General features: G+C 57.0%; 25 protein-coding genes. 23 read left to right on the forward strand and 2 right to left on the reverse strand.

Annotated elements, in window-relative coordinates; all coding sequences use genetic code 11:
• The first annotated feature begins 19 nt into the window (after positions 1-19).
• The 7 genes from B5D61_RS12325 to nadB all read left to right on the forward strand — a co-directional run bounded on the left by B5D61_RS12325 (position 20) and on the right by nadB (position 5,770).
• The gene (locus B5D61_RS12325; protein WP_078813699.1) at positions 20-664 is read left to right on the forward strand and encodes a hypothetical protein; all 645 of its coding nucleotides are present in this window, start codon (positions 20-22) and stop codon (positions 662-664) included.
• A gap of 46 nt (positions 665-710) precedes the next feature.
• Positions 711-1,604, forward strand: coding sequence for an ABC transporter ATP-binding protein (locus B5D61_RS12330; RefSeq protein WP_078813700.1), 894 nt, complete (start codon positions 711-713; stop codon positions 1,602-1,604).
• Positions 1,601-2,449 (forward strand): ABC transporter permease, encoded by an 849-nt coding sequence (locus B5D61_RS12335; RefSeq protein ID WP_078813701.1) that lies wholly within the window; start codon positions 1,601-1,603, stop codon positions 2,447-2,449. The genes B5D61_RS12330 and B5D61_RS12335 overlap by 4 nt, the downstream gene beginning before the upstream one ends.
• Positions 2,446-3,291 (forward strand): pantoate--beta-alanine ligase, encoded by an 846-nt coding sequence (gene panC / locus B5D61_RS12340; protein ID WP_078813702.1) that lies wholly within the window; start codon positions 2,446-2,448, stop codon positions 3,289-3,291. The genes B5D61_RS12335 and panC overlap by 4 nt, the downstream gene beginning before the upstream one ends.
• Positions 3,292-3,303: 12 nt before the next feature.
• On the forward strand, positions 3,304-3,582 hold the full coding sequence (locus B5D61_RS12345; protein WP_078813703.1) for a hypothetical protein: 279 nt from the start codon (positions 3,304-3,306) through the stop codon (positions 3,580-3,582).
• Positions 3,583-3,616: 34 nt separating this feature from the next.
• Positions 3,617-4,003 (forward strand): ribonuclease E inhibitor RraB, encoded by a 387-nt coding sequence (locus tag B5D61_RS12350; RefSeq protein WP_078813704.1) that lies wholly within the window; start codon positions 3,617-3,619, stop codon positions 4,001-4,003.
• Between the two features lie 162 nt (positions 4,004-4,165).
• Positions 4,166-5,770: an L-aspartate oxidase gene (gene nadB, locus B5D61_RS12355; RefSeq protein ID WP_078813705.1), complete on the forward strand. Its 1,605-nt coding sequence runs from the start codon at positions 4,166-4,168 to the stop codon at positions 5,768-5,770.
• 133 nt (positions 5,771-5,903) lie between these two features.
• On the opposite strand, the gene B5D61_RS12360 is transcribed toward nadB, so the two are convergent.
• Entirely contained in the window at positions 5,904-6,296 is a 393-nt protein-coding gene (locus B5D61_RS12360; RefSeq protein WP_078813706.1) for a hypothetical protein, read from the reverse strand.
• A 139-nt stretch (positions 6,297-6,435) separates the two neighbouring features.
• On the opposite strand from B5D61_RS12360, the gene lpxK reads away from it, so the two are divergent.
• The 8 genes from lpxK (at position 6,436) to B5D61_RS12405 (ending at position 13,116) form a co-directional block, all read left to right on the forward strand.
• Positions 6,436-7,659, forward strand: a complete 1,224-nt coding sequence (lpxK, locus tag B5D61_RS12365; RefSeq protein ID WP_078813707.1) for a tetraacyldisaccharide 4'-kinase — start codon at positions 6,436-6,438, stop codon at positions 7,657-7,659.
• Positions 7,656-8,597 carry a formate dehydrogenase accessory sulfurtransferase FdhD gene (locus tag B5D61_RS12370; protein WP_078813708.1) on the forward strand — a complete coding sequence of 314 codons (942 nt, stop codon included), beginning with the start codon at positions 7,656-7,658 and terminating at the stop codon, positions 8,595-8,597. The genes lpxK and B5D61_RS12370 overlap by 4 nt, the downstream gene beginning before the upstream one ends.
• Positions 8,582-8,911 carry a DUF3467 domain-containing protein gene (locus B5D61_RS12375; protein WP_078813709.1) on the forward strand — a complete coding sequence of 110 codons (330 nt, stop codon included), beginning with the start codon at positions 8,582-8,584 and terminating at the stop codon, positions 8,909-8,911. Before B5D61_RS12370 ends, B5D61_RS12375 begins: the two co-directional genes overlap by 16 nt.
• Positions 8,912-8,944: 33 nt before the next feature.
• Positions 8,945-10,273, forward strand: a complete 1,329-nt coding sequence (locus B5D61_RS12380; RefSeq protein WP_078813710.1) for an FtsX-like permease family protein — start codon at positions 8,945-8,947, stop codon at positions 10,271-10,273.
• Positions 10,274-10,386: 113 nt separating this feature from the next.
• Positions 10,387-11,325, forward strand: a complete 939-nt coding sequence (locus B5D61_RS12385) for a leucine-rich repeat domain-containing protein (protein ID WP_078813711.1) — start codon at positions 10,387-10,389, stop codon at positions 11,323-11,325.
• 322 nt (positions 11,326-11,647) lie between these two features.
• Positions 11,648-11,869, forward strand: coding sequence for a hypothetical protein (locus B5D61_RS12390; RefSeq protein ID WP_078813712.1), 222 nt, complete (start codon positions 11,648-11,650; stop codon positions 11,867-11,869).
• A 275-nt stretch (positions 11,870-12,144) separates the two neighbouring features.
• A complete protein-coding gene (locus tag B5D61_RS12400) occupies positions 12,145-12,570 on the forward strand; it encodes a DUF2750 domain-containing protein (RefSeq protein ID WP_139373230.1) in 426 nt (141 codons plus the stop codon).
• 93 nt (positions 12,571-12,663) lie between these two features.
• Positions 12,664-13,116: a hypothetical protein gene (locus tag B5D61_RS12405; RefSeq protein ID WP_078813714.1), complete on the forward strand. Its 453-nt coding sequence runs from the start codon at positions 12,664-12,666 to the stop codon at positions 13,114-13,116.
• A gap of 62 nt (positions 13,117-13,178) precedes the next feature.
• Here B5D61_RS12405 and B5D61_RS12410 read toward each other — a convergent pair whose 3' ends face one another.
• Complete coding sequence (locus B5D61_RS12410; RefSeq protein WP_078813715.1) at positions 13,179-15,092, reverse strand: AsmA family protein; 1,914 nt, start codon at positions 15,090-15,092, stop codon at positions 13,179-13,181.
• Between the two features lie 251 nt (positions 15,093-15,343).
• Between B5D61_RS12410 and B5D61_RS12415 the strand changes: the two genes are divergently transcribed.
• The 8 genes from B5D61_RS12415 to B5D61_RS12450 all read left to right on the forward strand — a co-directional run bounded on the left by B5D61_RS12415 (position 15,344) and on the right by B5D61_RS12450 (position 24,102).
• Positions 15,344-16,951 (forward strand): hybrid sensor histidine kinase/response regulator, encoded by a 1,608-nt coding sequence (locus B5D61_RS12415; protein ID WP_078813716.1) that lies wholly within the window; start codon positions 15,344-15,346, stop codon positions 16,949-16,951.
• A 43-nt stretch (positions 16,952-16,994) separates the two neighbouring features.
• Positions 16,995-18,164, forward strand: coding sequence for a sensor histidine kinase (locus B5D61_RS12420; RefSeq protein WP_078813717.1), 1,170 nt, complete (start codon positions 16,995-16,997; stop codon positions 18,162-18,164).
• Positions 18,154-18,591 carry a response regulator gene (locus B5D61_RS12425; protein WP_078813718.1) on the forward strand — a complete coding sequence of 146 codons (438 nt, stop codon included), beginning with the start codon at positions 18,154-18,156 and terminating at the stop codon, positions 18,589-18,591. The genes B5D61_RS12420 and B5D61_RS12425 overlap by 11 nt, the downstream gene beginning before the upstream one ends.
• A 50-nt stretch (positions 18,592-18,641) precedes the next feature.
• Positions 18,642-19,526 carry a GH25 family lysozyme gene (locus tag B5D61_RS12430; RefSeq protein WP_078813719.1) on the forward strand — a complete coding sequence of 295 codons (885 nt, stop codon included), beginning with the start codon at positions 18,642-18,644 and terminating at the stop codon, positions 19,524-19,526.
• Between the two features lie 92 nt (positions 19,527-19,618).
• Entirely contained in the window at positions 19,619-20,242 is a 624-nt protein-coding gene (locus tag B5D61_RS12435) for a hypothetical protein (protein ID WP_078813720.1), read from the forward strand.
• A gap of 294 nt (positions 20,243-20,536) precedes the next feature.
• The gene (locus B5D61_RS12440; RefSeq protein ID WP_078813721.1) at positions 20,537-22,420 is read left to right on the forward strand and encodes a potassium transporter Kup; all 1,884 of its coding nucleotides are present in this window, start codon (positions 20,537-20,539) and stop codon (positions 22,418-22,420) included.
• Positions 22,421-22,426: 6 nt separating this feature from the next.
• Positions 22,427-22,867, forward strand: coding sequence for a hypothetical protein (locus tag B5D61_RS12445; RefSeq protein WP_078813722.1), 441 nt, complete (start codon positions 22,427-22,429; stop codon positions 22,865-22,867).
• 98 nt (positions 22,868-22,965) lie between these two features.
• Positions 22,966-24,102 carry an ROK family protein gene (locus B5D61_RS12450; protein ID WP_078813723.1) on the forward strand — a complete coding sequence of 379 codons (1,137 nt, stop codon included), beginning with the start codon at positions 22,966-22,968 and terminating at the stop codon, positions 24,100-24,102.
• The last annotated feature ends 5 nt before the right edge of the window (positions 24,103-24,107 follow it).

The raw sequence follows: 24,107 nt of genomic DNA on the forward strand, positions 1-24,107 counted from the left end.
GAGCGTCTAAGCTGCTGTCATGAAAGCCAGCACATGCACGTCTTTCGCTCTCATCCTGCTCATGGCAGCGTCTCTCCAGGCGGCACCGCTGGAGGAGATCACCACACTGACCGGCAAAACCTATCGCCAATGTGAAATCGTGAAGGTTTACCCCGATGGAGTCTCCTTCACCCACGCCGATGGCGCAGCGAAAGTGCTCTTCACCGATCTTTCCCAGGAGTGGCGGGAGCGACTCGGCTATGACCCTGCCAAAGCTGCGGCCTATGAACTGGAGCAGGCGGAACGGCGCGAAAAACAGGCCGAGGCGCGTCGGGAACTCGACCGTCAGCAAACGGAAGCCATGTTGCTGGCTCAGCAAATCGAGCTGGCTCGGCTGCGCGGTATCGAGGCACAAGCTCGCTCGCAACAACTCGCTGTGGCTAAAGCTCCATTGCCTAATCCGCCACTCGTTCCCGTGCTCCCCGAGTTAGGCGCGACTTTCGATAGCAGCGATTATCGAGGCGTCGGCTACCGTGACTCTAACATCGAGAATGCCTACGGCTACGGCGGTTACCCCTATGGGGCCTATGGAGCCTATCCGATCTATCGCGGTTGCCCGCCGTATCACTTGGGAGGAAGCATTCGTGCTCGTCTCGGCCGCGTGACTTTCACCATCGGACGCTGAAATTCCGCTTGGCCTCCCCCCTGAGGCACAGGCATGCTGCAAATGAATGGCGCTGCTGGAAGTCAAAAACCTCGTCAAACGTTGGCCCAACGGTCGTTTGGCCTTGGACAACGTCAGCTTTGAAATGCGCCAGGGGGAAATTCTGGGGCTGCTCGGGCACAACGGAGCAGGTAAGAGCACGATCCTCGGCATCACGCTCGGCATGGTCCAGCCGGATGAAGGAGAGGTGCGTATCGCTGGTCATTCCGTGCAGGAACACCGCTCTCACGCGCTCGCCCATGTCGGAGCCATCTATGAGGCGGCGCATTTTTACGATTACCTGACGGGTTGGCAAAACCTGCGGGTGCTGTGTTCACTCTCCGGATGGTGGGATGAAGAAGAGGTCAAGCGTGTGCTCAAACTGGTGAACCTCGGCGAGCGAGCGCATCACAAGACCCGGACCTACAGCCACGGCATGCGTCAGCGATTGGCTTTGGCCCAAGCTTTACTTCCCATGCCGAAATGCTTGTTGTTAGACGAGCCGACCGATGGCTTGGACCCAGAAGGGATTCGAGAGTTCCGCGAGTTCGTCATGAAGCTGCGTTCGGACTTCGGCATGACCATCCTGCTCAACTCTCACCTGCTCGCTGAAGTGGAGCAGATGTGTGATCGCTGTGTCATCCTGAAACAGGGCAAGAAGATGTATGAAGGCCCCGTGCCCTCGCAGGATCGCCAGCAGAGTGTGTATCTCCTGCAGACGCGCGACTTAGCCAAGGCTCGTGAGGTGTTTTCGAGGTCGGGAGTGACGTTTGATGCGGCCACTCGGCAGATCACTCTCCCGCCCCACCTCGCAGGGCATGAAGTCTTAAAACAACTCGTCGAAGCCGAGGTGCGGGTGGAAAGCTGGCAGCCGCACAAAGCCACGTTGGAGGAATTTTATCTGGGACTCACAGGCGCATGATCCTCTTTTTCCGCCAATGGCAGAGTGAACTGCTTAAACTCTTCGCCCGCCGACGAACCTACATCGGTTTTGGGGCGTTCTTGCTCCTGGAGATCGTCTTGCTCATTGTCTTTCGTCTGCAAGGCGTGGAACGCATCTTCGAGCGCATGATCTCTCGTCAGGGGCAGTCGTTTGAGCATTACTTTTCAGCCCTTACCCTCGCCCAAGTCATTCTTGGGTTCTCGGTGGTCCTGCTCGGTTCCATCTACCTTGCACTCGTCTCCGGAGACATCGTGGCCAAAGAAAATGAAGATGGGCACTACCGGCTCCTCCTGGTGAGGCCAGTGAGTCGTGTGCGGCTTCTTGGCATCAAGTATCTCACCTGTGTGGGTTACACCATCGCTTTGGTGCAGTTCATCACTTGGACGGCTTTTTTGTTAGGCCTCAGTGTCAAAGGTTGGGGTGGCGGCTTTTTTGTCATGATCCCTGATGCAGGCCTCTTGGAGTTTTATGATTGGACGCCTGGATTGAAGCGCTTTGCGCTGGCCTCCTTTTTCCTGTCTCTAGGCATGACCAGCATCAGCAGCATCGCCTTTTTCCTTTCCTGTTTCCCCATCAAACCTGCTGCGGCGACGATTGCCGCGCTCTCCTATTTCCTGATTGATCGCATCCTGCGAGAAACCGGTTTTATGGAGAGCTATGATCATTTTCTACTCACCAAGCACATCGTCAGTTGGGCTCGGGTGTTGTCCGAAACCATCCCTTGGCCTGTGATCATTCGTGACTTTACGGTGCTTGGAGCTGTCAATCTCTCGCTCTTTATTCTTGGCGCAGCCGTATTCCAGTCTAGAGACTTAAAGTCATGACATTGATTGAGACTGTGAAGGAATTGCGTGCCTGGAGAAAGGCCGCAGGGCGGGTGATTTTTGTGCCGACCATGGGCGCCCTGCATGAAGGTCATGCCAGCTTGATCCGTGAAGCTCGCCAGATGGCAGGCCCAGAAGCGACTGTCGCCTCCAGTATTTTTGTGAACCCCCTCCAGTTTGGGCCTAACGAAGACTTTGACCGGTATCCCCGCACGCTGGAGGCGGATCTAGCCCTCTGTCAGGAAGCGGGGGCGGATATGGTTTTTGCGCCTACTGTCCCAGAAGTCTATCACGCCGACCGCAGCATCCAGATTCTGGAAAGCAGCCTCTCCAAGGCGCTCTGTGGTGCCAGCCGCCCCGGACACTTCGATGGCGTCTGCACCGTCGTGGCCAAGCTCTTTAACCTTGTCCAACCTGACGAGGCGGTCTTTGGTAAAAAGGACTACCAGCAGCTCGCCATCATTCGCCGCTTGGTGAGAGATCTGAATTTCCCCGTGGAGATTCACGGCATCGAAACCGTCCGCGAAGCCGATGGCCTCGCTATGAGCTCACGCAATCGCTACCTCAGCGCCGCCGAGCGCGCCCAGGCCCCCGCACTCTATGCAGCCTTGAGCCAAGCCCGCGCGGCCTGGAAAGACGGAGTCACGGGCAGCCGTCGTTTGCTGGAGATCCTTCACCAGACTCTCGCCGCGAGTGCCAGCCTAGGTCGCAAAGACTACATCAGCATCGTGGATCGCCACACCCTCCAGCCTCTCGACCTCGTCCAAAACAACGGCCTGATTGCTCTGGCCGTCTTTTTTGATAAGGCGCGATTGATTGATAATGTGGAACTCATTCGGTAACACTAGGCCGCCATGAAAATCGCAGCCGTCGGTCTTTGGCTTTTCTCGGGAGTCTTGTTAATAGACGCCATCCTAGAAACTCGCTCGGGCCACGTCGAAGTGAATGCCATCTCCCGCAGCGGAAAGGTGTACACTGCGGATCAAGACAAGAAGCCGGAGGAATTTCAGCAACTCATGAATTTCCAATGGGTGAGAGTCATGCTGCCGGCCGCTTTAGGATGGCTTCTCTTCTTACTTCAACGCCGTTGGGACAGACTGGATCCATTCTCACCCAACTCTCAAAGCGAATAAGTTGTGAGGAATCATTCCTCGACCATCTTCCACGATGTCAGCCCCCAAACCTCGCCAAGAAAAAACCATCACGCTCGAAATGCTTCAGAAGATGTTTCAAAACATCTTTGAGAAGACGGATTGGAACATGGCGGGGGATATGCTGTGGGGATATTTCTTCACGAACAATGAGCCCGCCGCTCTGGAAAAGGCGCGCGATCTCCTGGTTGCCCAGGGCTATCGATATGTGAACATCTATCAGCTCGACGAGGAAGATCCGAATGCCCCGCGCCCCTGGTGGTTGCATGTCGAGAAGGAGGAAACCCACACCCCCGCTAGCCTGGATGCCCGCAATGACGAGCTGTATCTCTTTGCCTATGAGCAGAGCCTGGACAGCTACGATGGCATGGACATTGGGCCCATACCAGAACAGGACGAGTAAAGGAAAGCCCACAGAACTCACTTGGCACTGCGTGCCAATCTCGCCATGTTGGAGCCGTCATTAGCCCCGACCTTGACGAGATATGTGTGATTTCAGCCAGGAGAGACATGCCGGTCTTCAATCCGGAAGCCTGGGGCTTGCCATCCATCAGCCTCCCTTCTCGTGACAGATTATGACTTCATCATCGTCGGCAGCGGTGCTGGCGGACTCACGGCAGCGCTGCATGCGTCAGAGCATGGCCGAGTGGCCGTTATCACCAAGCGTGGGGCACTGGATTCCAATTCCAACTGGGCGCAGGGCGGCATCGCCTGCGTGACCAGTGAGGTGGACAGCATTGAGCAACATGTCAGCGATACGCTCATTGCTGGGGCAGGTCTGTGCAACGAAGCCGCCGTGCGAACCATTGTGGAAGAGGGGCCTGCACGCATTGCAGAACTGGTGAAGTGGGGCGTGAGTTTTGACCAGCGGGAGTCCGCCGATGGCCACCTGGAGTTTGATCTGACGAAGGAAGGCGGTCACTCGCGCCGTCGTGTTCTGCATGCGGCCGATGCCACTGGCCGGGAAATCACGGAGAAGCTGCTGGCCGAAGTGAAGTCTCGACAGAACATCACTCTTTACGAAAACCACTTCGCCATTGACCTCATCACCACAGCGAAGTTGGGCTTCGTCACGGAGGACCGGGTGCTCGGCCTCTATGTGCTGAATGAGACGACGGGCGAGGTCATCACCTTCCGCTCGGATCGCGTGGTGCTCTCCACAGGTGGTAGCGGGCGTGTGTATCTTTACACCACCAACCCCCGCGTGGCCACGGGCGACGGAGTGGCCATGGCTTGGCGAGCCGGGGCCAGCATCGCGAACATGGAGTTCATCCAGTTCCATCCCACTTGCCTCTATCATCCTCAGAAGCGCTCCTTCCTCATCACCGAAGCCATGCGCGGTGAAGGTGCTCGCCTGATTGATAACAAGGGCAATGAATTCATGCACAAGTATGATCCGCGCGGCTCCCTGGCTCCACGTGACATCGTCGCCCGTGCTATCGACCACGAGATCAAACGCACCGGTGGTCCCTGCGTCTATCTGGACATCTCCCACCGTCCAGCGGAGTTCATCCTGAGCCATTTCCCGAACATCTACAAAGCCTGTCTGGAGGTGGATATCGACATCACCAAGCAGGCCATCCCCGTGGTTCCTGCGGCACATTACCAGTGTGGCGGCGTGGTGACCGATGTGAACGGGGCCACGCGCATTCGTGGTCTCTGTGCCGTGGGGGAGGTCGGCTGCACCGGTCTGCATGGGGCCAACCGCCTCGCCAGCAATTCGCTGCTCGAGTGCCTCGTCATTTCCCATCGCGCTGTGGAGCACATGCTGCGCAAGATGCCCATCGGCAAAGAAGCCGAGCAAACCTACACCGTGCCCCCCTGGCAGAGCGGTGAAGCCGTGGACAATGACGAACTTGTCGTCATCTACCACAACTGGGACGAAATCCGCCGCCTCATGTGGGACTACGTCTCCATCGTCCGCACCACCAAGCGCCTGCAACGTGCTGCGGCCCGCCTACGCAACCTCAAGCGCGAGGTTCAGGAGTTTTACTGGAACTTCAGCATCACCAGCGAGCTTCTGGAGCTGCGCAACTTGGTCGAAACCGCCTCTCTCATCGTCGAGTGCGCCATTCGTCGGCATGAAAGCCGCGGTCTGCACTACACCCTGGATTACCCCGAAAAGGATCTGGTGAGAGAGCCTGCGGACACCGTGGTGAGGAGGTATTGAGAGAACCTGTTTTCAGAAATCGTGGCTGAATGAAAGCTCCTCGATCTGACAAAAGGGGAGTCATGGAGGTCGGGCTCATCGTGATGAGGTTAGCCTACCCTTGGTTTTGAAATGGAAGTGTCCGCACGTCCAGTCAAAACTCCTTCGTCCACCCGGGCAGGCCTAACTCCTTGCGCAGTTGTTCGAATTGAGCCCGGGTAAAGGGGCCTTTCACCACCTCATCTGCATTCTTATAGGGACCGTCTTCTGCTTTCGCAAAGTAGAAGAATTCATCGGTGAACCGATCACTCTCGGGATGACGAGCCGCAACGATCCAATCGGCATCTTCGCCAACTGCAAAGACCTGGGGCATGACTCGTCCAATCGATGAACCGCCTCCGAGATTGCGGCCAAGGGTCAGGTCCGTGCTGATATCAATCCAATAAACGGAGTAAGAACCACTGCGCCAAACCTCTCCCGAGTCACATCCTGTGAGACAGACCAAGATCAAACCAAGACCGACGAGGTAGAATCGACGTAGGTTCATCGTCAAAATTTGGCTCAGCCTCCGCCTCTTGTCCAGAGATCTGGGGCATCGAAGAGGGCAAAGTCGCGGATAGGCCATAGGCAACACTCCCCCTTGAGCATCTCGCCTCCCCGCTTTACCTGTTTGTTCTTGCCCACGGATGAAGGACACCCTCGAAGATCTCGAACAATTCATCATTGATGTCATCATCCACAACCGCCGTGGATTGAGGGCGACGTTTCTGCGCACGGCTTTCTGGTTCCTGTCCGGCATTTACAAAGGCGCCGTGAGGTTGCGCTTGTTCCTGTATCGGGAGCGCTACATCCACGATCATCACCTGGGCGTGCCGGTTATCAGCATTGGCAACATCACGGTGGGGGGCACCGGCAAAACGCCCGTGGTCGAATTGTTTTCCAAGGCGCTCTTGGCGCATGGCAGGCGCGTGGCCATCCTGAGCCGCGGTTACAAAAGCAAACGTCAGCGCAAGATCCCTCTGAGCTGGAAGATTGCGGCCAAGCTCGGGTTTGCTCGCAAGCCACGTGAGTTGCCACCGCGTGTGGTTTCGGATGGGAACAAGGTGTTGCTCGACTCCTATGTCGCCGGGGATGAACCCTTCATGCTGGCGCAGAACTGCACGGGGGTGCCCGTGGTGGTGGATCGGAACCGTGTGAAGGCTGGAGCGCATGCCATTCGCAAATTCGGAGCCGATGTGCTGATCCTGGATGATGGCCTGCAATACCTGAAGCTGAAGCATCGGCATGACATCGTGCTGGTGGATAAAACGGCACCCTTCGGCACGGGCTACATGCTGCCGCGAGGCACGTTGCGTGAGCCGCCTTCCAGCCTGCGCAGGGCCAGCTACATCTTTCTCACCAAGTCGGACGGTGATAGTGCAGACATCATCGAAAAGATCCGCAAATACAATCCCGTGGCGGAGATCATCGAGTGCCGTCACCGGCCAGTTCACTTTGAAAACATCCACACGGGAGAGCGTCTGCCGCTGGATGCGTTCCGGGGTAAATACATCGGAGCACTGTCTGGGATCGCCGTGCCGGAGAGTTTTGAAAACCTGCTGCGCAAGCTGGGCGCCAAGGTGCATTGGTTGGCTCGGTTCACAGATCACCATCGCTTCCAGGAAAAGGAGATCACGCAGTTCATCGACCGCTGTGAGAAGGCGGATGCCTACGCGATTCTGACCACGGAGAAAGATTTTGTGCGCTTTCCGAAACTGCCTCCTGGGGACATCCCCATTTACTTCCTGCGGGTGGAGATCGAGATCATCAAAGGTCGTGAGATCTTCGATAAACTGATTCGTCTGATTGCGGAACCGCGGCATGTCACGCAGGGGTTGGTCAGTGCCGATCTGGTGGAGGCCACGACATGAGCGAGCCTGACCACGACCCCGCTCGCTCTCTTCGATTGACGCGCATCCAGTTAGGTCATGCATCATCGGAGAAGGGAGATGTGGTGGCCGTGGAAGAACCCTTGGAAATTCGTGTCGAAGGCCGCAGCGTGGCTGTTGTTATGCGCACGCCTGGGCATGATGAAGAGTTAGTCGCCGGCTTTCTCGTTACGGAAGGTGTCGTCCGCCGACGTCGCGACATCCTGGAGATCTCCCAATGTCCCAGCTTAGACAATAAACATGGGAATGTGGTGGACGTACTGCTCGGCGGAGCCGTGGTGAATTGGGATTCCCTCACTCGTCATGTGTTCAGTGCCTCCAGCTGTGGCCTCTGTGGCAAGACCAGCATCGAGTCCGTGTTCCAGAACTTCAAGCCGCTGGAGGAGGGTGGACCGTTTTCAGTGAACAGGGAGCCGTCGTCGGTGGCGAATGCTCCCTCCTCACTGAAAACTGAAAACTGCACACTGAATACTGCGGCTTGGTCTCCAGACCTTATCGCGAGTCTCCCAGCCAAGCTCCGTGCAGCCCAAGAGACTTTCACCACGACAGGCGGTCTGCATGCGAGTGCTTTGTTTGATGCTGAGGGAAATCTGATAGTCCTGCGTGAGGATGTGGGGCGTCACAATGCTCTGGATAAGGTGCTGGGATATGCGTTCCAGCGTGACATGTTGCCGTTGTCGAAGCATCTTTTGTTAGTCAGTGGTCGCGTCTCTTTTGAAATCATGCAAAAGGCGCTGGCAGGGGGCATCCCCATCGTGGCCGCGATTTCTGCACCTAGCAGTCTGGCGGTGGACTTTGCCCAGGAGTCGGGCCAGACTCTCATCGGCTTCCTCCGGGGAGACACCATGAACGTGTATACCCGCCCGGATCGCCTGCTTTCCCCAACCCACACCTCATCTGATCTATGTCTAACCCCGTGAAAATCGTCGGTCCTGAAAGTCCCACCCCGGCCAAGATTGCCCCCCCCTCCCAGGCTGTGTATGCCAATGTCAGCCGCCTGTTTGCCACCCCCAATGAAGTGGTGATGGACTTTGCCCTGAATCTGAATGCCTTCGGCCCGATGGTGGAGGAAGAGGCCCAGATCGTCAGCCGCGTGGTCACCTCTTACGATGGTGCCAAACGTCTGTGGGTTCATCTCACCCAGACCCTGCAAGCTTATGAACAGAAGTATGGCGTCATTGAGCTGGATGTGGCCAAGCGCCTGAAAAAGCCGGATGCAGATCCTGCTTCCTGACACTTCTTTGCTCCGCACCTTTTTCCCTTCCCGATGCTTTCCAACGCTCCCTTCTTTCTGGCCCTGCGTTACCTGCGCCCGAAGCGATCCTTCGTCTCAGTCATCACGCTGATTTCGGTGATGGGCGTCATGCTGGGAGTGGGGGTCTTGGTGGTGGTCATGTCTGTCTTTCAAGGCTGGCAGGTGGAGTTTAAAAAACTCCTGCTGGGCTTTGAGCCACACGTCACCCTCATTCAAGATGCTCGATATACGGGGCAGCTTCCCGAGGGTGTTGCAGAACCGGTGCGTTCCAATTGGCGAGAGGTGTTGAAGCGAGTCAAAACCCTCCCGGGGGTCGAGTCCGCCACACCCATGGCGGAGGGTTATATCGGTGCCCGCAATGGTGCTTCCGATCCTGAGCCGGCCGAGCTGTTCGGGCTGCGAGATGACACCGATAACGGTCTGCTTCACAAACTGAGTCGTCACATCAAGGAGGGCGAGTTTAACCTGAAGGATGACAACATCATCATCACGGACCGCCTGGCAAAAAAACTGAATGTCAAAGTGGGGGATGTGCTCTCCATCCTGGCGAGGGAAACCATCCGCCAGATGATCCATGATCTTCGTGCCGCCGAAGAGGCCACCGATCCCGCCGAAGCCAAAGCCGCCCGTGAAGAGATCGTTGTGCTGCCGCGGGATCTCACCGTCGTGGGCATCGTGCGCGCAGATACGGCGGGAGAGCGGTGTTATGCGCCGCTGAACATTGCTCAGGAACTTTTCAATCTGGAGGGGGATGTCACCGGCATTGAGATCGAGTTGGCGGATCCCGAGCTGGCCGATGCCTTTGCGCAGCATTTGTTCGAGACCGATCTGCTGCCCATGGACTGGGCCATCCGAACCTGGAGCCACACCCATGGGTCCAAGCTCATGGATGTGGAGAACCAGCGCTCGCTCATGTACTTCCTGCTGCTCTTCATCATGTTGGTGGCGGCCATCTGTGTGATGAACACCACCATCACCGTGACGGTGCAAAAGCGGCGCGAGATTGGCATCCTCACGGCCTTGGGCAGTCGGGTCTGGCAGATCATCTCCATCTTCCTCGCCCAGGCCGGGGTCGTCGCTGTCGTGGGCACCCTGCTGGGGATTCTCGGGGGCATGACGGTGCTGCATTTCCGCAATGATCTGCGGGAGAAGATTTCCGAAATCACCGGGCGCGATTTCTTTCCTCAGGATATCTACTTCCTCAGCGAGATTCCCTCCCAGGTCCAATTGACCGATATCGTCTCTATCTGTGGTTTGGCCATTGTGCTCTGCCTGCTGGCGGCGCTGATTCCTGCGTGGTTCGCTGCGCGTGTGGACCCCGCCGTGGCTTTGCGCGATTGAGATCGATTTCGACGCCAAAACTCGGCTCGGAAGCCCGCCTTCACTCGCTTGAGCTCTGCATTGGGGAGCAGTTCTTTGAAATCCTGCCTGCCCATCACCGTTCCTCCCTTCCCATGCTTCGTTTTTCCTTCCCCGTCTCTGCTGCCTCTGCCTTGATCCTCACGCTTGCCGCTTGTGGGGATAAACCAGCCCAGCAGGAACCTACCGCCGCTACACCCGCCCCGACTGCGGAGGCGAAACCCACCACGCCTGAGCCGACGAAGACCGCAGAATCTCCAACTCCAACGCCAGCCCCCGCCAAGAAGGTGTATTGGACCGCCGAGTCCCTGCACACCGAGATCAAGTATCATAACCGCGAGTATGAGGGGAATGCCGAGTTCAGCATCGAGGAGGGGCAGCCCATCGCCATCAGCCTGCGCGGAGCCAAGGTGACCAACCTCGTCTTCCTGGAGCGTCTCAGTCCCCTCGCGCTCGATCTCAGCGGCACCCCCATTCAGGACATCCGCCCGCTCAAAGGCATGAAGCTGGTGGAGCTTTACCTGGAGGACAGTGCCGTGACCGATCTCTCCCCCCTGCGGGGCATGCCCTTGGAAAAGCTCTACCTCAGCCGCACTCCGGTGGCCGATCTCAGTGCCCTGGAAGGCATGCCCCTCACCGAGCTGAATGCCGTGGATACCCGTGTGGCCGATGTCGCCCCGCTGGCGAAGAGCCCCATTCAGATGCTCTGGCTCACCGGTGCTCCGGTGGAAAACATCGCGGGCTTGAAGGGTGTCCCCCTCGTCTCGCTCACCCTGCATCGCACGAAGGTGAAGGACCTCAGCCCTCTCAGTGGCAGCCGTTTGCAGCGTCTTCACATCGCCGAAACCTCCGTCACCGATCTCTCCCCCTTGGCAGGCATCCCTTTGACGCGCCTCGTCTTCACCCCAGCCAATATCACTGCCGGTCTGGATGTGGCCAAAGCCTTGCCTCTGAGTGAAATCGGCACCCGCTTTGATGAAACCGGCAGCGACCTCCAGCCCCCTGCTGCCTTCTGGGCTCAACAAGGAAAGTGAGGTCCTAGCAAGGCCCCCCAAGCTCGAATCGGGCGTCAGGCAGTTCGTTCCTTCCAAGGATTTGTCCCAGCTCGCCGGGAATGATGCCTTTTGTTCCGTTTTGTAGAGCTTTTTGTTTTTCGCTTCTTTTTCGTGGGGATCTCGAATCGTCTTCACCCACGCTGTCAAAGTGCGTCGATAACGTCGTAAAGAAGCAGAAGAAAGGTTCGCTTTCATCCTCAACCTCGGGGGATCAATGACGAAAATGCAAGGGGTCGTGTGTGAATGTGGCCGCCATCACAGACTTGCGAGAGCATCGGTTTTCGGCTATGATAACCTTCGTATGAGCACCGTTTTAGAACTCGAGCAAGCTGTGGGTCGCTTGCCGGACGAGGACTTTCAAGCGTTCGCCGCTTGGTTTGATGATGTCCGTGCGCAGCGGGTCGATGCCGCTTTTGAAAAATCGATCCTTGCGGGTGAGTTTGATGCGATGGCTGCACGAGCCCTCGAGTCTGTGCAAGCAGGTCAGACCACGCCTCTCGATGCATTCCTCCGTCGCGCCTGATTTTTGGGAGCGTTACAATCGTCTCCCTCCAGCCGTTCAGGCTCGTGCTCGCAAGCAGTATCAACTTTGGCTGGAAAACCATTGGCATCCTTCGCTTGACTTCAAACGGGTCGGTCCTTTTTGGCGCGGTGCGCGTGGATGAAAATTACCGTGCTTTAGGTATCGAAAAAGACGGCACGATTGTATGGTTCTTCATCGGATGCCATTCGGATTACGAATCGAAGATTTAACAAGTGTCTTGCTGAGTGGATATCGGCGTCCTACCCTTGCTCATCATGCTTCGAAACACCGCTGATTGCCAAGCTGATGTCGATCGGTTCATAACACGAGTAGTCTCATCTGAGACGGTTTGGTATCTTCATTCTCAGGATGGCATAGGTTGTTGTGAATCGAATGATTTCACAAAAGAAGATGATGCGCCTGTGACGGTGCTTTTATTCTTCTCAGACGAAGCTTATTCGAAGAGATGTCAGCAAGCGCACTTTAGTGATCATACAATCGAGAATATGGCGCTTTTTGATTTCTTATTTCGGTGGCTTCCTGGTATGAGTGGTGATGGAGTTATGGCCGGTCCGAATTGGAACCATGAACTCGTTGGCCTCGAGCTTGATCCATTCGAGTTGAGAGAACAGATTGATGCAGCTTTGAGTCCTGCACAGGTAGATGCGTATGCAGAAAGATACCGTGTGAGTGCAGGATGAGGGGTGTTTGTGGGTATATTTATAATATCTAGCTAAAAATAAGTCACCCTGACAAGACGACAGACCACGCGATAGCTTGATCAAACATTCCTCATGATACCTCCGCCCCTCCCCAACAAAGACCGCGAGCATCTGCGTATCCTGGTGATCTGTCATTATGTGCTGGCGGGGTTAACGTTACCGGGGATCGGGTTTCTGGCGCTGCACTACAGCATCATGAATCACGTTATGGGAAACTCGAAGATGTGGGAGAAGATGAAAGACCCGCCACCTTTCGATCCCGTAGAGTTCTTTGGTTATTTCAAATGGTTCTATCTCGCGATGGGCCTGATGCTCCTGACCAGTGGTGTGCTGACCCTGATGGCCGGGCGGAGTCTTCAGAAGCGGAAGCGGCGCGTGTTTACCATCGTCATCGCCGCGCTGAATTGCCTGCATTTTCCGTTAGGCACGCTGCTGGGCATTTTCACACTCATCGTGCTGAGCCGGGAATCGGTGGAACGGCTGTATCTGGAGGAGGAGTCTCGGCGTGAGGGTCAAGTAGCCTAACGAAGGTTGACGGCGTTTGATGAAATGAATTCTGGATGAGCATCCGGACAGGATGGCCTGCATCACTCGGCTTCATCTTTAAACATGCCGAGGGCTTCGAAGGGTAGTTTGAGACCTTCGCGCAGGACTTTGCTGCTGAGCTTGGCCCCAGTGGTCGCGGTTTGAGAGGTGCCTTTGAGCAGGCTTTTCACGCCGCCGATGGGTCCCTCAGGGGTGACCTGGATATCATCGAGCGGACCGCTGACTTCCATATCGGTGAAGACATGACTGAGGGGTAAGGTGATACGGCCGACGATGCCACGCAAGTTCGCGCGGGCTTTCCCCTCCACGCGGCGTTTGACGAGATCCACGGTGCCCTTGGCAGTGACGGTGACGGAGTTGCTGCGGGCCTTGAAGGGATCAATGGTGGCGATGCCTTTGGACATGTTGAAGCGGACCTGAAAACTGCCCACACCCGCACGCCCCCGATCCGGCAGCACTTTGGGGAAGAGGGTGTAAGCCTGCTCGATGAGGGGGATATGAACGACAGGAGCCTCGGTCAGGACGAGGCTGCCACTGCCTGTGGAGCGGATGGGCTGATTGCAGACGGAGCCGTTGTAAGTTAGGGAGAGATCGGACTCCGCCAAGTCATCACTGATTTTCCCCAGCCAGGGACTGAGGCGAGCGAGGCGGAGGGATTTGAGCGAGAGTTTGGCTTTTTTTAGAGTTTCACCATCGTAGCTGAGGGCGTCCAGGGTGAAGTGACCATCCAGCAACCGGCCTTGCAGGTCATCGAATCGCCAGAGGCTGTCTTGGCGTGAAACCGCACCCGTAAGCTGATCCACGGCCAAAGGATGATCCCTGACGGTGAGGATGAGTGAAGCAGGACTACGCAGTTGGAGCCGACCCAGAGTCCAATCCGCACGGGAACTCCGGGGCAAGGGCCAGACGAGGTCGGTGAGGAGGAGATCGGGAAAGGTCTTCACCTGGACCGTGGTGGGGATGTGCTCGGCCAAGGGGGGATAGGTGCGGGCAAGCTCCAGAACATCGGCGGGGCCTTCCAAACGAGCCACGGTGAGGGTCCGTTCTTCACCCCCCAGGTAATGGGCCTGGAACTCATCCGTGCGTCCGGTGCTATCCGTTAAAGTCCCTGCAATGAGGAGCGGCCCAGGCTGCCAACTTTCGCGGGTGAGTTTGACCCGGGAACTGCCCGTCAGGAGCTGGAGGTCACAGGTGAGGTCGAGTCCCGCATCGCTCGCTCGCCCTGTGACAAGCGCCTGACGCAGGGGCAGGCCGCGCCATTCAACGTCCTGGCCTTCGCCTTTCAGATCAGAGGTCCAGGTCATGGGGAGGGTGCGGCGATCCACCGTGAAGCGGCCTGTGACTCGGAAGGGCCCCGTGCCTGGGGTAAACTGGAGTGCCGTGAGGGTGGCCCGAAGCGGGCGGAGCCGAAGGTAGAACTCGCGCGGAGATTCCCCTGGAGAGGGTGGGGAGGTGAACAGCGTGCCCGTCAGTGCGATGGTCAGCGGGCCCTCGGTAGCTTCCAGATGGGTGAATTCCGCTTGGCCAGCCGCCACCGTGAAATCCGTGCTGAAGCCGTGTAAAGTGACCGCACCCTCCTCGTCTCTCAGCACCAGGGTGGTATCCTCCGCCTGCCAGCGGGTGGCGATGCGCCGCGTGTCCCAAAAATCCCGCCAGAGGAGATCCACATGCAGTTCGCCGATTTCCAGCAACGGCGGTTCTCCTGCCGAGGTGTGTTCTAAGGCTGCCTTTTCCAGGGTGATGCCTCCCCAGAGCGACCAGGTTTGCCGCTCCGACCTGAGCACGAGCCCGCGCTTGGCCAGTTGGTCATTGATCCGCTCGCGCGCGCTGCTGATGAGGCCCTGATAGACGGCCCAGAGTAATAGGCCGAAAACGAGGAAAGCCAGCAGCCAACGAAGCCCCCGTCGCCTCGCGGTCGGAGGCACGAGAACGAATTGAGCGGATGACGTGGACATGGCACACAGAGGCTAGGGACCGCAGCCTTGGGTGGCTTTCCCAGGCGCTCCCATGTACTCGTTTCCGTGGGGCCCACCGCGTGTACCTGAACCGGTGACGCTGTGAAGGTGCACCTTCAATCCGCCTGACCTAAGCTAAGACATGAACTGACAAAAATGAGAGAAACTGTATTAACATTTAGCTCCATTCTTCAGCATTAAGGATTGCAAAAAGCCTTTCTGAAAGGAGGAGTTCCCGATTCCTTTTTCTGATGCAGCGCTCCTTCCGCCTTCTCCTGATCGACGATTCGGCTGATGATGCCGAAAACGTGATCCGGACGCTGCGTCGCGGAGGACTGGAGCCTGAGGCGAGACAGGTGTGGGACTGGGAGAAGCTGGAGACGGCACTCCAGGGAGAAGCTTGGGATTTCATCCTGTGTGATCACCGCCTGCCGACGTTCGACTCCAGCGATGTGTTGAATCTCGTTCATCGCCTGAAGCTCACGGATGTACCGTTCATTTTGATCTCGGGAGAGATCGATGTTCAAACGGCGGTGGCAAAGATGCGGGAGGGAGCCTGTGACTTCATTTTGAAGGATGACCTGTCTCGGCTGGTTCCGGCGATTCAGCGGGAGAGGGAGCAGGCGCAGATGCGGAGGGAGAAGCAGCGTGCGGAGCAGGAGCTGCGTGAGTCTAACCAAAAGCTGCGTCTCACGCTGAATTCATTGACGACGGTGCAGCAGCAACTGATCGCTTCAGAGCGGTTTCGTGCCTTGGGACAGATGGCCAGCGGCATCGCGCATGATTTCAATAACTCTTTGGCGAAGATCCTGGGCATCACGGAACTGCTGGAATGTGGCCCGAATCCAGATTTGGTCTTGCTGCAACAGCTCAAAACCATCGTGGGCGATGCCGCCGCAGTGGTGAGACGTCTGCTGGATTTTTATCGGGATCATCCGGTGAAAAAGATGCGAGCGGTGGAAACGGCGGAGATCCTCAAGGAAGTGAAGGACTTTACCCGGCCCCGCTGGCAGAATGGCCTGACAGGAGGGGCGGAGATGGTGGAAGTGATCGTCAAGGCTCACGCGACGGGGCAGGGACTGGCCGATGCCTCGCAGCTCCGCGAGATTTTGACCAACTTGGTTTTCAATGCCTGCGATGCGCTGCCGAAAGGTGGGGTCATCGAGCTCATCTCCCGCGATGCTGAGGAGCAGGTGGAGATCGTGGTGAAAGACAATGGCTGCGGGATGAGTGAGGAGGTGCTAAAGCGCTGCCTGGAGCCTCTCTTCACCACCAAAGGAGATCTAGGAACGGGCATGGGGCTGGCCATTGCCGCAGGGTTGGTCGAGTCATTCGGAGGCAGCTTGCGGGTGGAAAGCCAGGAAGGCAACGGCACCTCCGTGATCGTGAGCCTGCGTCGTGCCAATGCTGAGATCCGGCGGGAGGTGCCTGCGGGGACAAAGAAGGCAGAAACGCCCCCGAGTGCACAACACGGTTTGAAGATCCTGGTGGTGGATGATGAGCGAGTCATCACCGATTTATTGGCTCAAGTCCTGGCTCTGAGCGGCCATGAGGTGAAGGCGTTTTATGATCCGCTGGAGGCACTGAAAGCGGTGGCAGAGGAAAGCTTCGACGTGGTGATTTCAGACCGTTCCATGCCAGGGCTGAAAGGAGACTCATTAGCCTCTGAGGTGAGGCGCCTGCATCCGCAATGCCGATTCATCATGATGACCGGATTTGGAGACATCATGATGCTGAATGCGGAATTGCCGAGCGGAGTGGACTTGATCTTGACCAAGCCTGTCACACGCAAATCCTTGGAGGCAGCTTTACGAACTCTCGTGCCTGACCGGGGTGCTCCAGCGCCTCCAGCAGTCTAGATAGGGTCCCCGTTGAATAGGCCTCAGCGCGCCTTCCCTGATTATGATCGATTTTTTCAGCAAGCTTTTCGATACCAGCGGCTTTCCAGCTCGCTGGCACTGCGGCATGTGGGACGAGGGGCACGGCTGGCTGCACATCATTTCGGATACGCTGATTTTCGGGGCTTACACCTTGATCCCGGTCAGTCTGCTGATCTTTGCCTGGAAGAAACATCGCGAGATCCTGTTTGCGAAACTGGTGTGGCTGTTTGCGGCTTTCATCTTGGCTTGCGGCATTGGGCATTTGATTGAGGCGACGATCTTTTGGCATCCCTGGTATCGCTTTTCCGGTTTGGTGAAAGCGATCACGGCATTGGTCTCGTGGGCCACGCTGATCATGATCATTCGTCTTTTGCCCACGGCCCTGCATGTGCCGGGCTTGCTCACCGTGAATAAGAAATTGGAGTCTTTGGTGGAGGAACAGGGGCGCACGACCAAAGAGCTGCAACGGAGCAATGAAGACCTGAATCAGTTTGCGTATGTGGCGTCCCATGACCTGAAGGCCCCCTTGCGTTCCATTCGTAGTCTCGCAAGCTGGATTGAGGAGGACTGTGAAGGCATCCTACCGGAAACGAGCCAACGGCATCTCAGCCAGCTCAAAAACCGTGTCGAACGCCTGGATGCTCTGCTGAACGATCTGTTAACGTACTCTCGCTCCGGCCGCGAACTCTCGGCTCCTGAAAAGGTGGATGTGCTTCAGCTTGCTAAGCAAGTGACAGATTATCTCGTGCCGAGCGAGGGGGGCTTTAAGGTGGAGATCGACGCCAAAGGCATTGAGTTTGTGACGTGGCGGGTGCCCATGGAGCAGATTTTACGCAATCTGGTCTCGAACGCATTGAAGCATCATGGGGGAGCGTCTGGCGTGATCAAGATCGCGGCGGAAGTTAAACCGGACCGGGTGCTGCTCAGCGTGAGTGACGATGGGCAGGGCATTGCGCCGGAGTTTCATCAGAGGATCTTTGGCATGTTTCAGACGTTGAAGTCCAAAGATGAAGTCGAGGGCTCAGGGATGGGCCTAGCGATTGTTGCACGTCTCGCGGAACGGATTGGCGGACGCGTTACCTGTGAGTCCGATGTGGGAAAAGGCTCGCGTTTCACCCTGATTCTGCCTTTGGTGCCTCCTCCTGAATACGTAACTGACCTCCAGATTAAACTCCGCAAACATGGCCTCTGAACCCATTTCCCTGCTTTTGATCGATGACGATGACGTGGAAGCGGAGATGGTGCATCGCTCGCTGAAGAAGGTCAAAATCGCTAATGAAGTGATCCGTGCTCGCGACGGTATCGAGGGCTTGGCACTGCTGCGGGGGCAGGGGGAAAGGAAGATCTCAGGACCCGTTTTGATCCTGCTGGATCTCAACATGCCCAGGATGAATGGCTTGGAATTCCTGGAGGCGATCCGCGCCGACGAACGCCTGCAGCAATTGGTGGTCTTCGTTTTGACCACCTCGAATGACGAAAACGATAAAGCGGCCGCTTACACCCAGAATGTAGCGGGCTACATCGTGAAGTCACACGCAGGCCGGGACTTCATGAACCTGATGGATATGATCGAGATGTTTTGGAGACTGGTGGAGTTCCCTCAGGCACCCCAAGCGTGAGATGGGCCGAGTGACTTGATGCAGGGCTTTTCTGCGGCAGGTTCGCCCGCATGAGATGGACCCTTTTTCTACCGCTGGCCTGCCTGCTGACGCAGTGCACCTCACCTCGTCCAGGGAGTGAAGCGACAAGCCTCCCACCAACGACACCTCAGGGGCTGCCACAGATCATCAACGTCTCCGCCTATGACCCGAAGGAGAAACAACGGGAAGGGCGCGGCTACTCCGAGCATGATGTCTCCGCACTCCGGGCCAATTGTGCCGTGGGCTTGATCGCACGGGCAGGTAAGGGAGGCAATCTCGACACGAAGTGCGCCTCATTCCTGACATCGGCAGATCGTGCGGGCATGTTGCCGGGCGTTTATTATCGCCTTCAGACTCATGTGGATGCCGTGGCTCAGGCCGATCAGTTTGTGAATCGGGCGCTGGCGCTGGCGCGCAGCCGGTCGTGGAATGCACCTGCCCTGCTGCTGTGTGGAGATTTCGATGCACAGTCGCGCCTGTCAGACATTCTACGGTTCATGGAGCGGGTGGAAGCACGCACTGGGGTGGTGCCGGTGGCTTATCTGGAAAATAGCCAGCATCTCAAGCTGCTGCTGGGCGGGGCCGATGCCGCCACGAAGGCGCGCCTGCGCCGCATGCCTTACTGGTTGGCCCTGTATGCCCATGATAGCGGAGCGGGCCCGGTTTTCCCCGCGCCAGGAAATCCGCGGGGGTTAGTGAACCAATACAAGGTCTGGTCTGACTGGACCCTCTGGCAATACGGCGGTGTGGACTGGGAGCGGGGACATTCGCGTCCCAAAGTGTACAACCACGGTTCCTGGCGATTCAGCCCCTACTTTGGCAACATGGATCGCCCGCTGGAACGCAATGTTTTCAACGGCTCGCAAGCGGAACTGCTCAGCTTTTGGCAACGGCATGGCTTGAAACTCCACTGAGTCGCCCTCCGATACCCAAGCCTAGCCTGAAGTTATTTGAAGGTTTAAAGATACCTTGGCCGGAGAATCGCGTAGAAGACTCTTGAACGCGTATGAACTCCCTTTCCCTCCCCATCGCTAACCTGAAGGCCCTGATGCAGGCGGGCTTTCTGCTGGGCTTGGGAATGCTGGGCAGTTGTGCCACCGCTCCTCGGGAGACGGCTCAGGTCTCTCTGGAACAACGTCAAGCTGTTGAAGATCAAACGGTTGAGCCCCAAGTCACGCAGCCAAAACTGTCCATGACAGAGTGGACACTGCTGGAGATGGGTTTCGATGAAGCCAAGGCCATCAGCGCTCAGTCTGCGGATGTGGGCTCCCAATTTCGAGTGGCGGCCGATCAGATCGAAGTCCTGAAGGCAGACGCCGAAGGCAAACCGCTGAAAGTGAAGGCCACGGGCCATGTGTTTGTGGAAATGAACATCGGAGATCGTGCAACGGCTCTCTGTGAAGAGGCGGAAATCACAGCCCAGCAGGCGGTCTTCAAAGGCCGACCTCTCCTCATGCAGAATAGCCAAGTGGCTAAGGCCACCCATCCAGCCACCACCTTTCGCGTGACGGATTTTCTCAAGGTGTCGGGTGACTTCGAATTCATCCGCCCTGCCGAGGTGATGCAGTCCATTTTGATGGCGGCAGATCCCCTCCTGCCTTCGGCGCCGAACGCGGTCGCTCTGCATTGAGAAAATCGCCTATCGCCATCGATCGATGGCGACGGAGGCGTGAAAGACTCACTTCACGTTCGATGAGAGTTGAGTTGATGGAACGGAATCTCTGTGTCTAGTGGCGAGGATGTGTGCCCTTGTGCACCAGCCTGCTGGATTGTCTGCCTGCGGTCTGTTTGCTGAGCTTTTTTCAATCCTCCTTTTCAAACCTGAACGATGTCCGCCCGACAGCACCGCCAAGGGGTCTAGGGCTTGATCGCTGAACATCAGGTTTTTCTCTCTACGGCCTCCGTTTGTTCTCGGAGTTCCTCCATGTCTGAACATAAGACGTCAAACAACTGGTCGCTGGCCCTCGTCGCTCTCGGTGTCGTTTTCGGGGATATTGGAACCAGCCCGCTGTATGCTTTAAGAGAGTGTTTGGACCATGCGGGTTACGACCCCGCCGTGCATGGCGTGGAGATGGTTTATGGGCCGATCTCGCTGATGTTTTGGTCGCTCACCCTAATGGTGGCGGTGAAGTATCTGACGATCCTCAGTCATGCCACCGCTCAGGGAGAGGGCGGCATGTTTGCCCTGCTTTCGCTCCTGAGGTCGAAGAAGGATGCGCTTTCGAAAAAGAGCATGGGATTCGTCGTCCTGGTGGTGCTGTTCGGGGCCTCCCTTCTGTATGGCGATGGCATGATCACACCGGCCATCTCGGTGCTCTCTGCAGTGGAGGGGCTCAAGCAGCTCAATCCTAATCTTGTCACCTGGGTGGTGCCGATTGCGGTGACCATCCTCTTGGGGCTGTTCGTGGTGCAGAGGCATGGCACGGCGCGCATTGGCGTCGCTTTTGGGCCCATCATGGTGATCTGGTTTTTCGCCTTGGGCGGTCTAGGTTTGTTTCGCTTTCTAGAGCATCCAGAGGTGATCCAGTCTCTTTCTCCACATTGGGGGGTGATGTATCTCATCCACCACGGTTATCATGGTATCGTCATCATGGGGATGGTCCTGCTGGCTGTGACGGGTTGTGAGGCTCTGTATGCCGATATCGGCCACTTTGGTCGCAAGCCCCTTCAGCAGTCTTGGTTCCTGATGGTCTGGCCTGCACTGACCTTGAACTACCTCGGCCAGGGAGCTCTGGTGGTGAATGACCCTGATGCCCTGGAGCATCCGTTCTTCCATCTGGTGCCGCCTGTGCTGCTGGTGCCGATGATCATCTTGGCCACAGCGGCCACCATCATCGCTTCCCAGGCGATGATCACCGGTGTCTTTTCCCTGACTCAGCAGGCGGTGCAATTGGGTTATCTACCACGCCTGAGGATCATTCATACCAATCCAGACGTGCGAGGTCAGATCTACATGCCGCAGGTGAATTTCCTGCTCATGGTGGCCTGCATCGCTCTGGTGATCGGATTCAAGACATCCAGCAATCTGGCCTCTGCTTACGGCCTTTCGGTCTCGATGGAGATGTTTCTCACCAGCGTGCTGTTTTATTTTGTGGCGCGGCGCATCTGGGACTGGGCTTTTTGGAAGGCTTTCCTCCCCGTGCTGGTCTTTGTGGTCATCGAGTTAGGTTATGTGGCGGGTAGTTTGGTAAAATTCATGCAGGGAGCTTGGTTCCCACTGGTGGTGGCAGCCGGTATCTGGGTGATTATGAAAACCTGGGTGGATGGTCGTGCCGTTCTCTTCCAGGCCATGCAGCGGGGTAAGCTGCCTGTGCAGCATCTGGTGGATGAGATTCAGAAAGATCGGATCATTCGGGTGCCCGGAACAGGGGTCTTCATGTCAGCCAGTGCGGACGCGCTGCCTCTGGCGCTGCTCCATCATTTGAAGCACAACAAAGCCCTCCATAAGCAAGTGGTGCTCCTGACCGTGCGCTTCGAAGACGTGCCGCACATTCGTGGAGATGCCCGCTATCAAATCGAGGAGTACTGTGACGAGTTCTACCGTGTCGTGCTGTGTTATGGTTTCGCGGAGTCGCCCCAAGTCTTTGATGACCTCTGCCAAGCACTCAGCGGCAAGACCAAACTGAAGCGCAATGGCATCACCTTTTATCAGAGCCGTGAGATCTTGCTGACCAATGGACCTGGCAAGATGGCTCATTGGCGGAAGCGCTTGTTCGTCACTCTCAGCCGCTTGTCACGCCCGGCGACGGGTTACTTCGATCTGCCCCCTCGCCAAGTCTGTGAACTCGGCATCCAACTCGAGGTCTGAGTTGCCATGTCTGCTGAACCCGATCCTGAGCTGCTCGAGAAGCTAAGAAAAATCGAGCGGCTGCATGCTGGAGCGACCACGGCCGGAGAAAGGGCGGCGGCGGCGGATGCCCTGAAACGCATCACCCGGAAGCTTCACGAGATGCAGGCGAAAGAACCTGCCGTGGAGCATCGGTTCCGTCTGACGGACGACTGGTCAAAGAAGCTCTTCATTGCGCTCTTACGACGGTATTCGTTGAAGCCCTATCGCTATGCCCGGCAGCGTCGGCTGACAGTGATGGTGAGGGCACCGCGGAGCTTTGTGGATGAGACTTTGTGGCCAGAGTTTTTGGATCTCAGCGCGACTTTAAAAATTCACCTAGATGGTTTAACGGAACAAATCATCCGCCGGGGAATTCATGAGGATGTTGCGGATGAAGAGGTCATTAGGGATGGGTGTCTTCTATGATGGATTTTCCGCCCTAAGGGCAGAAATTGATCATGAATGCGCTTTTGACTTTCTGACAGGGAGTTTTAAAGCTTTCACTTGACCTCCCCCCGCAAGTCATGCGTCAAAAAAACTCGGACCTCCGTCAGTTGCTGGCTTCCACCGTGCTTCAGGTGCGCAGTGGCAGGGCCACTTCGCGAACAACCTTAGCGCGTGCCTTGGGCATTTCGGCATCGACGATGGGGATCTATGTGGATCAATTGATCGCCACTGGGCATCTTCACGAGTCGGGTCTTGATCATGGTCTGATGGGGCGGCCGAAAAGGCGACTCAGCATTCGCAGTAATCCGGGGTGGTTTGCTGGCGTGGAGTTCAATGCGGATCGTCTTCAGCTCGTCGGCGTGGATTTTGCGGGGTTAGTTATTCACGCGGAAACGCTGCCTCTGCCAGAGAACATGGATGCCGCAGATGCGAAGAATCATCTGATGGAGGTCTTGGCGCGCCTTTGCAGCCGACAATCCACTCCTTTGCTAGGCCTGGGTGTCGGTGCCCCTGGGCTGGTCAATACCGAATCCGGCATCGCTCTCCGTTATAGCTTTATCAAGGGATGGGAAAACATCCCGTTGAAGAGCTTTCTCGAGGAAAAGTTGTCAGTTCCGGTCACGGTGGAAAGCAACCTGCGAGCCATCGCTTTGGCGGAAAAGTGGTTCGGCAGTCACCGTGAACTCAGTGACTATGTCGTGGTGGGGCCACGCAGCGGTTTTGGCATTGCTTGTGTCCAGCGGGGCCGCTTGATTCAAGGCGCCCATTATGCGGCGGGTGAGATTGGGCTCTGGCCGTGGCCGCTCTCTGGAGACACACAGGCGACAGAGATGCATCGGGTGCTCAGCGCTCCGATGACCTATCGCCGCCTCGCCGGTATTGCAGAGACTGCCCCTGTGCCGCAGGATCTCTACACGGCGATGCTGAGCATCAAGTCTGAGCGGCATCCGCAATGGGATGACGTCATTACGGACTTTGCCCGCGTCTTAGGCTGCGTGCAGCTTTTGCTGGACCCGAGGATTTGTTTCCTCCATGGACCACTGACGGCCTTGGGAGAGTCTTTCTGCAGTGCCATCATGGAAGCCTCGCGAGGCATCGCCCCCGCCTTGAAGGACATCCGGCTCAGCTTGGTCTGTTCTCAACTCGGTGACGATGCCGGTGCCCTGGGCGCGGCGAGTTTAGCCATGGAGCATTGGCTTCCGAAATATGTGTGAGGTAC

The organism is Prosthecobacter debontii, from assembly GCF_900167535.1.
Lineage (GTDB): Bacteria > Verrucomicrobiota > Verrucomicrobiia > Verrucomicrobiales > Verrucomicrobiaceae > Prosthecobacter > Prosthecobacter debontii.

What these genes read in the sequence shown, in the direction of transcription:
- B5D61_RS12360 (WP_078813706.1), bottom strand. Translation starts at nt 6,296, where the DNA reads ATGAACCTACGTCGATTCTACCTCGTCGGTCTTGGTTTGATCTTGGTC.
- B5D61_RS12400 (WP_139373230.1), top strand. Translation starts at nt 12,145, where the DNA reads ATGCTTCGAAACACCGCTGATTGCCAAGCTGATGTCGATCGGTTCATA.
- B5D61_RS12435 (WP_078813720.1), top strand. Translation starts at nt 19,619, where the DNA reads ATGAACTCCCTTTCCCTCCCCATCGCTAACCTGAAGGCCCTGATGCAG.
- panC (WP_078813702.1), top strand. Translation starts at nt 2,446, where the DNA reads ATGACATTGATTGAGACTGTGAAGGAATTGCGTGCCTGGAGAAAGGCC.
- B5D61_RS12350 (WP_078813704.1), top strand. Translation starts at nt 3,617, where the DNA reads ATGTCAGCCCCCAAACCTCGCCAAGAAAAAACCATCACGCTCGAAATG.
- B5D61_RS12440 (WP_078813721.1), top strand. Translation starts at nt 20,537, where the DNA reads ATGTCTGAACATAAGACGTCAAACAACTGGTCGCTGGCCCTCGTCGCT.
- B5D61_RS12420 (WP_078813717.1), top strand. Translation starts at nt 16,995, where the DNA reads ATGATCGATTTTTTCAGCAAGCTTTTCGATACCAGCGGCTTTCCAGCT.
- B5D61_RS12330 (WP_078813700.1), top strand. Translation starts at nt 711, where the DNA reads ATGGCGCTGCTGGAAGTCAAAAACCTCGTCAAACGTTGGCCCAACGGT.
- B5D61_RS12335 (WP_078813701.1), top strand. Translation starts at nt 1,601, where the DNA reads ATGATCCTCTTTTTCCGCCAATGGCAGAGTGAACTGCTTAAACTCTTC.
- lpxK (WP_078813707.1), top strand. Translation starts at nt 6,436, where the DNA reads ATGAAGGACACCCTCGAAGATCTCGAACAATTCATCATTGATGTCATC.
- B5D61_RS12415 (WP_078813716.1), top strand. Translation starts at nt 15,344, where the DNA reads ATGCAGCGCTCCTTCCGCCTTCTCCTGATCGACGATTCGGCTGATGAT.
- B5D61_RS12390 (WP_078813712.1), top strand. Translation starts at nt 11,648, where the DNA reads ATGAGCACCGTTTTAGAACTCGAGCAAGCTGTGGGTCGCTTGCCGGAC.
- B5D61_RS12375 (WP_078813709.1), top strand. Translation starts at nt 8,582, where the DNA reads ATGTCTAACCCCGTGAAAATCGTCGGTCCTGAAAGTCCCACCCCGGCC.
- B5D61_RS12410 (WP_078813715.1), bottom strand. Translation starts at nt 15,092, where the DNA reads ATGTCCACGTCATCCGCTCAATTCGTTCTCGTGCCTCCGACCGCGAGG.
- B5D61_RS12380 (WP_078813710.1), top strand. Translation starts at nt 8,945, where the DNA reads ATGCTTTCCAACGCTCCCTTCTTTCTGGCCCTGCGTTACCTGCGCCCG.
- B5D61_RS12445 (WP_078813722.1), top strand. Translation starts at nt 22,427, where the DNA reads ATGTCTGCTGAACCCGATCCTGAGCTGCTCGAGAAGCTAAGAAAAATC.
- B5D61_RS12345 (WP_078813703.1), top strand. Translation starts at nt 3,304, where the DNA reads ATGAAAATCGCAGCCGTCGGTCTTTGGCTTTTCTCGGGAGTCTTGTTA.
- B5D61_RS12405 (WP_078813714.1), top strand. Translation starts at nt 12,664, where the DNA reads ATGATACCTCCGCCCCTCCCCAACAAAGACCGCGAGCATCTGCGTATC.
- B5D61_RS12370 (WP_078813708.1), top strand. Translation starts at nt 7,656, where the DNA reads ATGAGCGAGCCTGACCACGACCCCGCTCGCTCTCTTCGATTGACGCGC.
- B5D61_RS12385 (WP_078813711.1), top strand. Translation starts at nt 10,387, where the DNA reads ATGCTTCGTTTTTCCTTCCCCGTCTCTGCTGCCTCTGCCTTGATCCTC.
- B5D61_RS12430 (WP_078813719.1), top strand. Translation starts at nt 18,642, where the DNA reads ATGAGATGGACCCTTTTTCTACCGCTGGCCTGCCTGCTGACGCAGTGC.
- B5D61_RS12325 (WP_078813699.1), top strand. Translation starts at nt 20, where the DNA reads ATGAAAGCCAGCACATGCACGTCTTTCGCTCTCATCCTGCTCATGGCA.
- B5D61_RS12425 (WP_078813718.1), top strand. Translation starts at nt 18,154, where the DNA reads ATGGCCTCTGAACCCATTTCCCTGCTTTTGATCGATGACGATGACGTG.
- B5D61_RS12450 (WP_078813723.1), top strand. Translation starts at nt 22,966, where the DNA reads ATGCGTCAAAAAAACTCGGACCTCCGTCAGTTGCTGGCTTCCACCGTG.